Raw genomic sequence first — 14,735 nt, 5'->3', positions numbered from 1 at the left:
TGTTAAAAATTAATTACTTTTATCTAAATAAAATTATGACTAAAAATCAGCCAATAGTTTCTTTAATGCTTCGTTTGCAGAACATGGGCTGCCGAATTTGGGCTGAAGATGATAAGTTACGAATTCGTACTAGCAAAAACGCCCTTACTGCTGAACTCAAGCAGGAAATTCAAAACAACAAAGCAGATATACTAACCTTCTTGAAATCGGCTAAGACGCAAGCTGTGATCACAGAAGAAATTCCGGCTTTAAGTGCTGATTCTCCCAAGGTTCTGTCCTTTGCTCAACAACGCCTCTGGCTACTCGCACAACTCCAAGGGTCATCAGCTACTTACAATATGCCGATCGCTCTACAACTGAACGGCAACCTCAATCTTGATGCCCTCCACTCTAGTTTGGCTTATCTGCTAAATCGACACGAGAGTCTGAGGATGTATTTCCCCACAATCGCCGGACAACCCCAAATTGCCATCCGCAAGTTAGACGAAATCGAAGTTTTAACTGTACAAGATTGCCGAAACTTTGATGAATATCCCGAATCTCCAAGCATCCAGGGTTTAATAGATGCTCATACCCAAGAAACGTTTGATTTAAATACTGGCCCTTTGTTTAAAGCCAAACTGCTGCAATTGCAGGATCACAAATGTGTGTTGGCTATCAATATGCACCACATTATCAGTGATGGCTGGTCAATGGGGGTATTTGTGCGGGAGTTGCGACAAGCCTATACTGCCTTTAGCCAAGGTGAAACCCCAAACCTTGCACCTTTGCCGGTTCAATACAGTGACTATGCAGCTTGGCAAAGAAACTGGTTACAAGGGGAGGTATTGGAAAACCAGATTAATTACTGGAAACATCAACTCCAGGATGCTTCGCCATTACTAGAATTGCCTACCGATTATCCCCGTCCAGCAGAGCAAAGCTACCGAGGCGATCGCTATCTCTACTCTCTCACACCGGAATTAAGTACAGCCGTTAAAGCTTTCAGTCAACAACAAGGCGTAAGTCTATATATGACCTTGTTGGCAACTTTGAATATTCTGCTGTCTCGATACAGTCGCCAAAACGATCTGTGTATTGGTTCTCCCATTGCCAACCGTACCCATAGCCAAACTGAATCACTAATTGGCTTTTTTGTCAATACTTTGGTATTGCGTAACCAAATCAATCCTGAGCAAAGTTTTATCGAGTTGCTGCAACGAACTCGCCAAACTTGTTTAGATGCTTATGCTCATCAAGACATTCCCTTTGAGGTGCTGGTAGAAAAATTGCAACCAGAACGGAGTATGAGTTACAACCCATTATTCCAGGTAATGTTTGCCCTAGAAAATAATGAAAGTCCAGAATTGGGTTTACCAGGGTTAGAGATTCAATGGCTGGGGGTAGAGTGTGCGATCGCTAAGTTTGACTTAAGCTTGATGGTAATGGAAGAGGACAACCAGTTAAATTGTTCTTGGGAATATGCTACCGACCTCTTTGAGAACGTTACTATCCAAAGAATGGCAGAACAGTTTGCAGTTCTGCTGAAGGGAATTATTGATCATCCTCAGCAACCGATTCATACTTTACCGTTGATGACAGCAGCTGAACTGCTACAACTACAACGCTGGAATCAAACTCAAACTGATTATCCCCACGATAAAACTTTAGTTGACTTATTTGAAAAACAAGTTACTAAAAACCCTAATCATCTAGCCTTAGTTTTTGCATCCCAAAGCTTAACTTATCAACAACTGAATCAAAAAGCGAATCAACTAGCTCATTATTTAATTCAAAATCACCAAATTCAACCAGACACCTTAATTGGTATCTGTGTAGAACGGTCTTTAGAAATGATTATTGGTGTACTTGGTATCCTCAAAGCAGGTGGTGCTTATGTACCGATTGACCCCAATTATCCCCAAGAACGGATTCAGTTCATGTTAGAAGATGCTGGGATATCGGTGTTACTAACCCAAAGTTTCCTATTAGATAAATTACCTTTAACTAATTTAGAAAATCCCTGTCAGGTGCTTTTTTTAGACCAAGAAACTTTTAATTCAGCATTAACCGAAAATCCGAGTCCAAAAAGTACGCCTGATAATTTAGCTTATGTTATTTACACCTCTGGTTCGACAGGACAACCCAAAGGGGTAATGATTGAACATCGCGCAATTGTCAATTTAAGTTTGGTCTGGGCGCAAACTTTTCAAGTTCAATATGACAGTCGCTTGCTTCAGTTTGGTTCTTTTAGTTTCGATTTGTCCGTGGCTGAAATTGCTACTAATTTAGTTACAGGTGCTTGCTTGTATTTGAGCGACAAAGAAACTTTGTTACCTAGTCAAAGCTTAGTTGACTTCTTAACTGAACATAAAATTACCCATAGCTTTTTATCTCCTTCGTCCTTATCTGTCTTACCAAGGGTGAGTTTACCTGATTTGCAATGTCTGACTGCTGGTGGTGAGGCTTGTCCGGCTGAATTAGTTAGCCAGTGGGGAATAGAACAAAGTTTATACAATTGCTACGGGCCAACAGAATCTACAGTGAATGCGGCGATCGCACTTTGTCAACCCAATGGCAAAAAACCACCTATCGGTAAACCCTTATCTAATCTCCGCATCTATATTTTAGATGCACACAATCAACCATTACCCCCTGGTATTCCTGGGGAATTGTGTATTGCGGGAGTAGGTTTAGCACGGGGTTATCTCAATCGTCCTGAAACTACTGCTGAAAAATTTATTGACATTGAGTTATTCGGTAAAACTGAGCGAATTTACAAAACTGGCGACTTAGCAAGATGGATGGCTGATGGTAATCTGGAATATTTAGGTCGCATTGACGAGCAAGTTAAATTACGGGGCTTTAGAATTGAACTCGGTGAAATTGAATCACTCTTATTACAACATTCATCAGTTAAAGAAGCCGTTGTAACTTTATATAAAACTGAGAGCAACCAAAAATTAATCGCCTATATAACGGGAATTCCCCATGATTTTTCTACTGAATTGAAAAATTACCTCAAATCCCGTCTACCCGATTACATGATTCCTGCTCAGATCATTGTATTGGATGAGTTGCCTTTAACTCCCAATGGCAAACTTGACCGTAAAGCTTTACCTGCTCCTAATGTTGAGGTTGAAGGCTTATATGTAGCCCCACGTAATGAAGTTGAACAACAACTAGCACAGGTATGGTCTGCTATCCTCGAACATCAAGATATTGGGATTCATGATAACTTTTTCGACCTGGGTGGACATTCTTTATTGGCGGTGAAATTGCTCAATCATCTTCAACAGGAGTTTGAGCAACAACTTTCTTTGAGTAGTTTATTTCAGAACCCTACCATTGCTCAACTAGCCGAACAACTCTCTCATACAGAGGTGCAAAAGTCCCATCCTGATTTACTCTCACTCCAACCTCAAGGAAATGCAACCCCTCTATTTTGTTTACCCGGCGCAAACGGACACGGATTCTATTTTCAAGATTTGGCTATTAATTTAGGCAATGAGCATCCAGTTTATGGATTGGAAACCCCAGGAAGAGACGGACTCAGAGCAATTCCAGACTCAGTAGAACTTCATGCAAGTCAACTGATTGAACTGTTACGCCAAAAGCAACCTCAGAGTCCATACATATTAGCAGGATACTCTTCAGGTTGTGCCGTTGCTTTTGAAATGGCTGTCCAATTGGAACAACAAGGCCAAAAGGTGAGTTTACTGGCTATATTGGACGCTGGACTGGTTACTCATCCTGAGTATCTAACTAATCGGGCAGAAATTGATTGGATTTGGCAATTACTTCAACGGATTGAAGCTTTAAAGGGAATTTCTCTCGGTTTGGAATATGCTGATTTAGCTTCTCAACCGGATGATCAAGGCCGTTGGGATTTGGCAGCAGAGTATTTATACAAATATAACGTCCTACCGGAACACTCCAGCCTTTCTTTACTCAAAACCAATATGCAAGTAATGAAAGTGGTTACGCGCAATTATGCCAATTACCAGCCTACTCATCAAATTTCTGCCCCGATTGTTTTATTCCGCGCTCAAGAAGTTCATGAAATTCTCTTGCAAGAACTCCAAGCTATGTCCCATCATGATTTACCCGATTGGGGATGGCAATCATACACCAAAAACCCTGTCAAAGTGATATCTATTCCTGGAAACCACGGTCGAATGCTTTATGAACCCAATGTAAAAATATTAGCCACTCAATTACTGATGATGATGTCTTAACCTGTCAAGGCGATCGCCTATAGTGGGCGGAACGCCAACGCCCACAATCATTAACCTGATTTTCTTAATTTTGAATTTTAGATTGGTACAACACAATGCAAACCCTTCCGATCAAAATTTTCGATGAAACCCTGCGGGATGGAGAACAACAAGTAGGCATTTTTTTCTCTTATCCAACTAAACAAAAACTTGCCCATCTGATTACTCAAACAGGAGTTGATGGACTTGGCATCATGCCTTGTGTCTGTGAACAAGAAGCAGAGTTAGTTAAATCATTAGTATCAGAGGGATGGGATGGTCTAATTACGGCTGATACGATGATGGGAAAAGAGTACATCGATCATGCGAAGAACTGCGGAGTTAAGCGCATCATTCTGTTCCATGCCGTTTCTGATCGACTGCTGTTTTTGCGAGATCCCCAAATTCGCCTCATGAGCGAATACCAAGGCAAAACCATTGATGACGATATCCCATCCCACATCATCAATAAAATTCGTCAAAATGCTATTGATGTCATTGTAGAAAATCTGCACTATGCGACAAAAGTCGCTGGACTCAGAGTTGATTTTGCGGCAGAGGATGCTTCTAGAGCCGATTTTGACTTTTTAGTAGAATGTATTCGCTCATGCAGTCCTTATATCGAACACTTCCTACTGTGTGATACCGTGGGGGTTCTCACTCCAGAAAAGAGCTATATCTGGGTTAACGACTTGTTGCAATCCACTACAGGGGTAGCATTGGGGTTACATTACCACAACGATCTGGGATTGGCTCTGGAAAATACTCTTCAGTCTCTCATGGCTGGCGCAAGTTTAGTTTCGGGGACATTTTGTGGTTTGGGGGAAAGAGCCGGAAATGTCGCCATTGAGCAGGTGTTAAATGGTTTGCGAGTCCGTTTTGGAATTGAAGTCGAGGGGATTAACTATGATGCGATCGCTAAAGTAACTAATTACATTGAGCAACTAGGGATTCGTCCCGCACCCCCTTACTCTCAAACGGCACAAACCCACGAATCAGGTATCCATGTCAATTCTTTGTTTCGTGACCCCAAGAGCTATGCAGTATTTCCTTATAACAAGATAAATGTTGTATTTGGCAAATGGAGTGGAGTCAGTAATTTTCAATATCTATTTGAAAAGCAACTGCATAATCCTCAACCCAGAAAGCAGTACGAGCAAATGCGTTCCGTAATCAAATCTCTTGCGGCTGAACAAGAACGCTACTTTACAGCTAACGAAGTCTTAGAACTATGGGAAGATGGTATCTTTAAATAATCCATCGTGAAAATTTACAACTCAGAATTCAAAATAGTTAAAGTTAAACACTCAGGGGAACATTTGAGTAATGCTGAATTGCTGATCAATTCTGGATTTCCACTCCTGAGTATTGAATTTTGAAATGTAATCAGGCTCAAGAGACTAAAATAATTTTTCCAAGATGCAAGCTACCACTTTTAGTAATCAATCCTCAAAAAAAGATTCTGCTCCATCTACTAATCAATTTTGGCAGAATGTGAGAGCGATCGCTGGGCCTTATTGGTATCCCACAGAGGCAAACGGAAGAGCATTTTCCGATGTCCTTCGGTCATGGGCAATGCTGATTATCCTGATATTATTAATCGTCGCACTTGTTGGTGTAACTGTTTTTAATAGCTTCGTTACCCGCTATTTACTTGATGTCATTACTGAAGAAAAAGATTTAAAGAAATTTATTGATACATTATTCCTTTACGGTGCTGCCCTGGTTGCAGTCACACTTTTAGTAGGAGTTTCTCAATTTGTCAGAAAACAAATCGCTCTTGATTGGTATCAATGGCTTAATAGCCAGATTTTATCAAAATATTTAAGTAATCGTGCTTATTATAAAATAAACTTTAAATCCGACGTTAATAATCCAGATCAGCAAATATCTCAAGAACTCGAACCTTTAACCAGTAATGCTCTGAGATTTTCAGCGACTTTTCTAGAAAAAGTTCTAGAAATGGCAACTTTTTTAATAATTCTTTGGGCTCTTTCCCAATTCGTGACAATTGTATTGGTGGCTTATACCATAGTCGGCAATTTAATTGCTGTTTACTTGGCTCAACAATTAAATAAGATTAAACAAGAGGAACTCGAATTAGCAGCCGACCATACTTATAGCCTAACTCATGTTCGTAATCATGCTGAATCTATAGCTTTTTTTCAGGGAGAAGACCAAGAATTAAATATAATTCAGCGCAGATTTAATAAAATTATTCAAAATACTAAACGCAAGATTAATTGGGAGAGAAGTCAGGATATTTTTAATCGAGGATATCAGGCTGTTATCCAAATATTTCCATTTATAGTATTCGGCCCGTTACAAATTCAAGGACAGATTGATTTTGGAGAAATTGCCCAAGCTAGTATAGCTTGTAATCTTTTTGCCAATGCTATAGCCGAATTAATCAGAGAATTTGCGAGTTCAGGAAGAGTTTCTAGTTATATTGAGCGTTTAGTTGAACTCTCGGAGGCCTTAGAAGGTGTCACCAAAGTACCAGAAAAAGTCAGTACCATTAAAACAGTAGAAGAAAAACGGTTGGCTTTCGAGAATGTCACTTTACAAACACCCAACTATGAACAGCTGATCGTCGAAAATTTGTCCTTGAGTGTTCAACCTGGAGAGGGGTTATTAATTGTTGGGCCTAGTGGTAGAGGTAAAAGTTCTCTGTTGAGAGCGATCGCTGGTTTGTGGAACGCCGGAACAGGTCGTCTGGTGAGACCGCCCCTAGAAGAAGTCTTATTCTTACCCCAGCGTCCTTACATAATTTTGGGAACTCTGCGCGAACAGTTACTCTATCCCCATAAAGACCGCAAAATGAGCGATCGCCAACTCGAAGCAATTTTACAAGAAGTTAATCTGCAAAACTTACTTAGTCGCATCGATGGCTTTGATAAAGAAGTTCCTTGGGAAAATATCCTCTCGTTGGGAGAACAACAACGTCTTGCATTCGCACGCCTATTAGTAACTCGTCCTAGCTTCACTATCTTAGATGAAGCAACAAGTGCTTTAGATTTGCATAATGAAGAAAATTTATATCAACAGTTACAAGAAACAAAAACAACATTTATCAGTGTTGGACATCGGGAAAGCCTATTTAATTATCATCAATGGGTTTTGGAACTATCACAAGATTCTAGTTGGCAACTTGTGACTGTGCAGGATTATCGGCTGCAAAAAGAACAAGCAATTGTCATTAATTACCCAGAAAATTTAGAAATTAAAATAGATGTTTTACCTAATAATGAATTCCCAAATCCACCAGAAATCGCGATAGAAATAGCGACCATCGTAGGACTTTCTCATAAGGAAATGCAAACATTAACAGACTCTAGTATTAACACTATCAGAAGCAAGGCTAGCCTTGGGAAGTCCGTTACTGCTAAGGATGGCTTTACCTACCGTTATGACAAAGACCCGAAGGTTTTGAAATGGGTAAGGGCTTAACAACTATTCATAGTTTTGAACATCAAGTTTATGCTAACTAAACAGCAAAGACAACTAATTACTTACGAAGCTATTTCAATTTACGAACGAACCTATCAATTACCCGTCCTCAAAAATAATGGTGTAAAAACAGTTCAAAAAAAAATTAGAGAACGTCAAACCCTAATTAAAGAAGGTGTTCGATATCATTATCAGTTTGGCGGGATAATTAAGCGAAAAAAAGCAATTAGTCAGGGAGAAATTTTTGCTGAAATCCAATTATTCATTAAGGACTACAGCCATATTATTGATTTTCTAGAAAATTATAAGGATAGTTACCATCAGTTTTTGTTAACCCTAACTGACGATTTAAAAAACTTATTCAAACAAAAATATTTAGAAATAAAAACTTTAGAAGATGAAAGAAGAAAATTAGAGCTTAAAAATCATGAAAATCTCAAAATTCTTGATGGGCTAAAATGGGAACAACAAGAAAATTTTAAAGCAGTTTTGCTGTTGAGTAATGCTTATTTTTTAATGTTAGAAAAAATCAGCTTGATTGGTGAAGGAATTAAAAAACTTGCAGAAGATACCAAAAATCAAAAAGAAATTGTTCAGAAAATAGTTAAAGATTTAGAAGTATCCCAAGAAATTTATGAATATCAAAAAAAAGCTTATAAAATTCGTCAAGAAATAGCAAAAATTGCCCATACTGCCATCAATTTTGATAATTATTTACAAGAATACTTTAGTCCCTTTCAATCTTTAATAGATGAAGTCGTAAAAGTAGATGAATATTTTTACGCAACTGTCAGTGATATTAAAAACCTAGGGGATAATATTTTAAAGTATCAGTCAAATTTATTTAACCTTGAAGAAACTGAGGATATTTCTGAAACCTTTCTCGATTTCATGGTGACAAGTTATGAAAAAAAATCCAGATTAAAAGATGCTTTTACTCAATCTCAATTATTAGATTGGCAAATCCATAATTTTGATTTGAGCGAAAATGTCATTTTTTTAGACCAAGGTATTGATTTAATATCAAACTATATATCCAAGCAACTCACCGATCAAAGAAAAGTGCTAGACATAGCAGAAGTAAATTTTGTTACAGCACCTATATCTGCTGTTGAAGAAACAGAATTGATGGGATTGACTAATAAAAATGGTACGTTGACAAAAGAATTTCCCAGCAATAAAGATATTGATTATACCCAATTGCGGGATCTTCTCGTGCAGCATCAGTGGAAAGAAGCCGATATTGAAACCACTAAATTAATGCTAAAAATCATGAACAAGAATTATTGGAATGACGTTTATCAGGAAGATATTGAAAACTTTTCTTGTCAAGATATCCATACCATTGATCACCTTTGGGAACACTATAGTTATGGCTATTTCGGCTTCAATATTCAGCAAACTATCTGGAGCGAAATGGGTGGTCAAGTAGATTATGAAACAGAAAAAAGATTGGGCGATCGCCTTGGTTGGCGAAAAGAGGGAAACTGGTTAGACTATGAGCAACTAACTTTTCAATTGTCCCCTATGACACCGATGGGACACCTACCAGCAAAATGGTTACACTATGACCAAGATAGCGTTGACTTATCCCCGAAATCATCTACAGAAAACCTTTCTATGGGAGCTTGGAGGGTAAAGTCTTGGTTAGTTTGGCAAATGCACTTATTCTTTTCTCGTGTAAAAAGTTGTCATTAAATTTAACTTCCTCGTAGTGGTACTAGGTATTAATTGCATATTTGTTAATAATAAGAAAAATTAAAGCTAAAGCTAATTTGAGGATACACATGAGTAATAGTAAACATTCTGATTTAGAAATAGAAATTCTACTTTTGGGAAAATGGCGTTTTGATACGTCTTCGGAAAAAATAAATATTCAATTTAATAATGATATGACCTATGAGCAAACCAGAATCCAAACATTTTTTTTCAATAAACCTAGGGAATTGATAACAGGTAATCAATTTACTGGTATATGGTACGTCAGTGAGGGAAAATTACATTTAAATGTTAGAAAACTGCCAAAATCCCTTTTGAATTTAGAGATACCGCTAATGTTTAAGATTTCTATGGCAGATATTTTTGCTACTTTAAGTTCTATGTTTATCCCAGAAAATTATGAAGTTATTAGCATTAATAGTTCTAAATTTATCATGCAGGATAAAGAGCAATCAATTCTTGGACTAAAAATAAATAATCTTAGCCAATAATAGAGCTTTTAAAATTACGGTGTTATCACTTACAAAATAGATTTTCGTACAAAAATAGTAGGAAATTTTTCTAGTAATAGGTTGAAAGCAGCCGACCATACTCCGTCCCAACCTCAGCGATCGCATTTTCAATTCAGCAACGAAACAGCCCGTCCACTCCTTATTTCATGGAGTAGAAGGGCTTAAATCAACCTATTTTAATGAAACGACTTCGCTTACAGTCTCAACATTAAACATTTGCTCCGGTGGTTTGACCACCTAATCTTTCTTGAATGCGGCTTTTAGCAGCTTTAAACTGTGTAGCTAATTGCTCAGTTTGGTCTGAACTGAGATTGTTACGAATTGCTGCAAACATTGTGCTTTCTTCTTGACGAACGTGATCCATCACGATGTCAGCTAACTGTCTAACTCTATCTTTAAATTCAGAGGTAGAGGGACTCAGAGCCTTGATTTGCTCTAACATCCGCTTCATTTCGGATTGCTCATCATACAGTTCTTGGGTGTCCCTTTCACCGTAGAAAGAACGTACTCTGGGGTACAATACTTCTTCTTCAGCTTCAGCATGAGCAGTTAGATCCTTGTAAATTTGACCAAAATACTCTTGAATCTTTTGAGGATCATTGCTCTGCTGTATTTCAGTGAACAGGATATTGACTTTATTGTGATCTAAACGCAGCACATCTTGGATATTCATATCCCGTTTGTCAGAACCCTGAGTGACAGCACTACCTACCGCACCCGTCAAAGCCGCCATTGCATCTTGGACTCGTCCCCAAATACCTTGATCAACTTCTTGTCCAGTCAATTCGCGCACACCTAAGACTTCCAAAATACCTTTAAGCTGTTCTTGATGAGCGCGATTTTCAAAGTTAACGGTGTTGAGAGGCCCAATTGCAGCCATAACATCAGCACCCACTTTTTGTGCTGCTTTGTGTATCAGCAAACCACTCATGACTTGTTGATGCTTCAACAATTCATGCTGGAATACTTTTTCATAAAAGTTCAATTCAGAGCCTTGCATTAATTGGCGAAGCTTGTCCACCATTTCTCTGACTGTATTGCGTGGTTCTTCTTGGATACCATACTGCACATTTACAGTTTCTAGAATACCCAAATTTTTACGATCATCTTCAAGCATAGTCCGAAAGCGATCGCTGATTTCATTATCAGTGGATTCTCTCACAAATAATTGCTCATTGTCTATGATCAACTGTTGAATTAATTTCACATCTGCCAATTTAGCAGCAATAGCATTACGTTTTGTATCATCTAAAGTTGATACCATTTTGTGTTCTCCTAAAAAAAATACTCGTATTCTTACTAAGATAAATTTGACATATTTACTAGTAATATCCCTCTTTCTTTTGAACGATTAACCTATCAACTCAGGATAGAAAATCAAGGTTTTTATTGGCACAAAATTATACTTCTACTTTTAGATGGATAGTTATTTAGTATTTAGTCTGTCGTCAGATAGATAAAATTTAAAGCTTATTTTTCTAAATTGACTCAAAGATATTTAAAGTTCAGGAGTTTAATTAATAATGCCAGAGGCTTCTGGAATCGGGAACTAGAAGTACAAACAGCTAAACTCACACTGCAAGCAGAAGCCGACGTAGAACAAATTGCCTAGACCTCTTGCATAAATGCTGAAGCTGTCATGTTGAGCGAAGCGAAACATCTCAAAGATTATACATTTCATTCAGAATGACACATCTCATTTTCGGACTTTTGCAAGAGGTCTCCTTTGCTGAAAATTAGGATAAATATTATGGAAACCACAGAAACAACTTCTACAAGTTCCACAGCTTCCACACCATTCCCCAATATTCCCCCAGTGATTGAAAGTGACGATCGCGAATATCGTGATACAGGTGTACCCAGTACAGTAGCGATCGCCGGACATCCTTTACATCCCCTCAGTGTGATTTTTCCCATAGCCTTTTTAGCAGCCGCCTTGGGAAGCGACTTTGGTTACTGGTTAACCCGTGATTTCTTCTGGGCTAGGGCTTCCTTTTGGTTAATTGGATTAGGATTAGCTAGTGGTGCGATCGCTGCAATGATCGGTCTAAGCGACTTTTTGCAAATCGAACGCGTCCGCAAGCGTCAAGCAGGCTGGGCGCACCTGATTCTCAATGTTTCTCTCTTAACCTTGAGTGTAGTTAATTTCCTACTGCGACTAGGCGACGTTGAAGCCAAAATCTTACCTTGGGGACTATTACTGTCGTTAATCGTCGGTACTCTCACCAGCATTTCCGGCTGGTTTGGTGCAGAACTTTCCTACCGCCACAAAATCGGCGTAGTCGGTGCTGGTAGTAGAAGATATCCTTGACAGGAAATAAGAACTAATTACCCAATCCCCAATATATCAAGGCTAAAATCAGGCATAGTTTTTAGCCTTGACAAAATGCTTCATAATCGCACCCAATCAAAATTAATCAACCTATCTCTGCTCATTGTAGTAGCGATGGGATTTTTGTTTAAATATTATCCAGGTTTTGGTCATCAGTGGTTAAATAACTATGGAGCAGCAGTATTTTACGAAATATTTTGGTGTCTGTTTGCCTTTTGGTTTTTCCGAAGTCAAACTGCTATCAAACAAATTCCCATATGGGTTTTTATTATTACCTGTATTATAGAATTTCTTCAACTTTGGCATCCACCACTTTTAAATCAGGTTCGCGCTACATTCATAGGTAAACTCTTGCTTGGTACTACCTTTGCTTGGTGGGATTTTCCTCATTATGCACTGGGTTGTATTTTAGGTTGGTTATGGCTAAAAAAATTACAGTACATAGGTTATGCAAAAAAAAGTGAAAGTTAAACCCAACTCAAAACAGCAAAAAATTGCCGAACAATCTGATGGTAGCCTAACTGTACACTTAAAATCTCCACCTGTAGACGGGAAAGCTAACGAGGAATTAATTAAACTACTAGCCGACAAGTTTGATGTATCAAAATCTCAGATCAGAATTAAGACTGGTTTATCCTCACGGCAAAAACTGATTGAAATTGATACAGATGTTTAATATGAATAGTCATTAGTAATTAGTCAATGGTTATTAGCTTACCCCCTGTCCCCTGTCCCCTGTCCCCTGTCCCCTGTCCCCTGTCCCCTGTCCCCTGTCCCCTGTCCCCTGTCACCTGTCACCTGTCCCCTGTCACCTGTCCCCTGTCACCTATCCCCTGTCACCTGTCCCCTGTCCCCTATCCCCTCTCCCCCAACTACCAATCCAAGCATAATTGAGGCTCATGGGTAATACTGATATATCCTGGTTGGGCTTTGACTCGTTCTAGCCAAGCTTGAATTGCAGGGAATTGTGTTAAATCAAACCCTCCTTCATCAGCAACGTGAGTATAAGCGAACAAAGCAATATCAGCAATTGTGTAACGCTCATCCACAAAAAAGCTATGATAGCGTAAATGATTTTCCATTACTTTGAGGGCTGCGTAACCCGGTTCACGTAATTGTTCTAGGGCGGTATGGTATTCCTTGGCTTTCCCTAAAATAGACATCCAAAATCTTGATTTAGCAATATATGGTTCATGGCTATATTGTTCAAAAAATAACCATTGCATCACCTGTGCTTTTAAATAGCGATCGTAAGGTAAAAATTCTGTATTTTCGCTCAAGTACATCAATATAGCATTCGATTCTGCTAAATATTTTTCTGGTTCAATTTCTAAAACTGGTATTCTACCGTTAGGATTTTTACTCAAAAATTCTATTGTGCGGCTCTCTCCTTTTAAAATATTAACCTCTACTCTCTCAAATGGTATACCCATTTGTATTAATAAAAGACGTATCTTGTAGCCGTTACCTGAAAGTAAAAAATCGTACAAACGTAATGATTCCATGTACAAATTATGATAAAGAATGTGTTGACGATTAAAGGTCTAAAATACACTATCTTACAAAATTATTTTTATCAAACAGGATATTTTGGATAATTTAATATGTTGTTCTAGTAAATATTAATTATCTGGAAAAATAAAAATATTAGTAATATTTAATGCTGCAATTTCAATGTTTTATTTTATGCAATAGGGAAAAAAATCATGTGTGGAAGATTTACTTTAACCCAGACAGCAAAAGCATTAGCTGAAATTTTTCATGTTCAACCCGGGCAAAATTTGGCTGCACAATATAACATTGCACCTACGCAAATGGTGGTGACAGTTTTGCATAATCCTGAAGTTAATCGGCGTGAATTGCAGCAGTTACGCTGGGGTCTAATTCCTTCATGGGCTAAAGATTCCAGCATCGGGTCAAAATTAATTAACGCCAGATCAGAGACCGTAGCCGAAAAACCCTCCTTTCGTTCCGCCTTCAAGCACCGACGCTGTTTAGTGGTGGCTGATGGCTTTTATGAGTGGCAAAAACAACAAGGGACAAAACAGCCATTTTACTTTCGTCTCCGAGACGAACAACCCTTTGGCTTTGCGGGTTTGTGGGAAAAATGGAGTTCCCCCACCCAAGAGGAAATCATTTCTTGTACAATTTTGACAACGACAGCCAACGAATTATTGCAATCAATCCATGATCGGATGCCAGTAATTCTTGACCCCAAAGATTACGATTTATGGCTAGATGCCGAAGTACAGACACCTCAACCACTACAGTCCCTATTATCGCCCTATCCAGCCGCAGCCATGACTGGCTACCCCGTAAGCAAACTGGTCAATAGCCCAAAACACAACATTCCTGAATGTATCATGCCAGTCAACGAGCAGAATACCCACCCAAATCAGTTAAATTAGCTATTGAGTGTACTAAAGCAATGGCGAATGGCGACTAGGAACTAGGTAAAAGGAAAAGAATTACTAATACCCAGTCCCC

At 38.6% G+C, this 14,735-nt stretch carries 12 protein-coding genes; 10 read left to right on the top strand and 2 right to left on the bottom strand.

What is annotated here, in order from left to right; translation table 11 throughout:
• The first annotated feature begins 35 nt into the window (after window positions 1-35).
• The 5 genes from L6494_RS15865 to L6494_RS15845 all read left to right on the top strand — a co-directional run bounded on the left by L6494_RS15865 (window position 36) and on the right by L6494_RS15845 (window position 9,895).
• On the top strand, window positions 36-4,217 hold the full coding sequence (locus L6494_RS15865; protein WP_237988687.1) for a non-ribosomal peptide synthetase: 4,182 nt from the start codon (window positions 36-38) through the stop codon (window positions 4,215-4,217).
• A gap of 95 nt (window positions 4,218-4,312) precedes the next feature.
• A complete protein-coding gene (locus L6494_RS15860; protein WP_237988686.1) occupies window positions 4,313-5,491 on the top strand; it encodes a 2-isopropylmalate synthase in 1,179 nt (392 codons plus the stop codon).
• A gap of 163 nt (window positions 5,492-5,654) precedes the next feature.
• A complete protein-coding gene (locus L6494_RS15855) occupies window positions 5,655-7,685 on the top strand; it encodes an ABC transporter ATP-binding protein/permease (RefSeq protein ID WP_237988685.1) in 2,031 nt (676 codons plus the stop codon).
• A gap of 30 nt (window positions 7,686-7,715) precedes the next feature.
• On the top strand, window positions 7,716-9,383 hold the full coding sequence (locus L6494_RS15850; protein ID WP_237988684.1) for a GUN4 domain-containing protein: 1,668 nt from the start codon (window positions 7,716-7,718) through the stop codon (window positions 9,381-9,383).
• 89 nt (window positions 9,384-9,472) lie between these two features.
• On the top strand, window positions 9,473-9,895 hold the full coding sequence (locus L6494_RS15845; protein ID WP_237988683.1) for a hypothetical protein: 423 nt from the start codon (window positions 9,473-9,475) through the stop codon (window positions 9,893-9,895).
• Between the two features lie 229 nt (window positions 9,896-10,124).
• Here the strand turns inward: L6494_RS15845 and L6494_RS15840 are convergent, their stop codons facing one another.
• Window positions 10,125-11,180: a hemerythrin domain-containing protein gene (locus L6494_RS15840; RefSeq protein ID WP_237988682.1), complete on the bottom strand. Its 1,056-nt coding sequence runs from the start codon at window positions 11,178-11,180 to the stop codon at window positions 10,125-10,127.
• Window positions 11,181-11,399: 219 nt separating this feature from the next.
• Here L6494_RS15840 and L6494_RS30865 point away from each other — a divergent pair, with 219 nt between their 5' ends.
• The 4 genes from L6494_RS30865 to L6494_RS15825 all read left to right on the top strand — a co-directional run bounded on the left by L6494_RS30865 (window position 11,400) and on the right by L6494_RS15825 (window position 12,924).
• The gene (locus L6494_RS30865) at window positions 11,400-11,528 is read left to right on the top strand and encodes a hypothetical protein (RefSeq protein ID WP_269139260.1); all 129 of its coding nucleotides are present in this window, start codon (window positions 11,400-11,402) and stop codon (window positions 11,526-11,528) included.
• A gap of 138 nt (window positions 11,529-11,666) precedes the next feature.
• Window positions 11,667-12,227 carry a DUF2231 domain-containing protein gene (locus tag L6494_RS15835; protein ID WP_237988681.1) on the top strand — a complete coding sequence of 187 codons (561 nt, stop codon included), beginning with the start codon at window positions 11,667-11,669 and terminating at the stop codon, window positions 12,225-12,227.
• 75 nt (window positions 12,228-12,302) lie between these two features.
• Window positions 12,303-12,719, top strand: a complete 417-nt coding sequence (locus L6494_RS15830; protein WP_237988680.1) for a ribosomal maturation YjgA family protein — start codon at window positions 12,303-12,305, stop codon at window positions 12,717-12,719.
• The gene (locus tag L6494_RS15825) at window positions 12,697-12,924 is read left to right on the top strand and encodes a DUF167 domain-containing protein (RefSeq protein WP_237988679.1); all 228 of its coding nucleotides are present in this window, start codon (window positions 12,697-12,699) and stop codon (window positions 12,922-12,924) included. Before L6494_RS15830 ends, L6494_RS15825 begins: the two co-directional genes overlap by 23 nt.
• Before the next feature lie 196 nt (window positions 12,925-13,120).
• On the opposite strand, the gene L6494_RS15820 is transcribed toward L6494_RS15825, so the two are convergent.
• Window positions 13,121-13,753, bottom strand: a complete 633-nt coding sequence (locus L6494_RS15820; protein WP_237988678.1) for a glutathione S-transferase family protein — start codon at window positions 13,751-13,753, stop codon at window positions 13,121-13,123.
• Window positions 13,754-13,954: 201 nt separating this feature from the next.
• Here L6494_RS15820 and L6494_RS15815 point away from each other — a divergent pair, with 201 nt between their 5' ends.
• Complete coding sequence (locus tag L6494_RS15815; RefSeq protein ID WP_237988677.1) at window positions 13,955-14,656, top strand: SOS response-associated peptidase; 702 nt, start codon at window positions 13,955-13,957, stop codon at window positions 14,654-14,656.
• The last annotated feature ends 79 nt before the right edge of the window (window positions 14,657-14,735 follow it).

This window comes from Nostoc sp. UHCC 0870, assembly GCF_022063185.1.
In the GTDB taxonomy this organism is placed as follows: Bacteria; Cyanobacteriota; Cyanobacteriia; order Cyanobacteriales; family Nostocaceae; genus Trichormus.
Note: the sequence above shows the minus strand (reverse complement) of the source record. Positions and strands in the feature narration are given on the sequence as shown.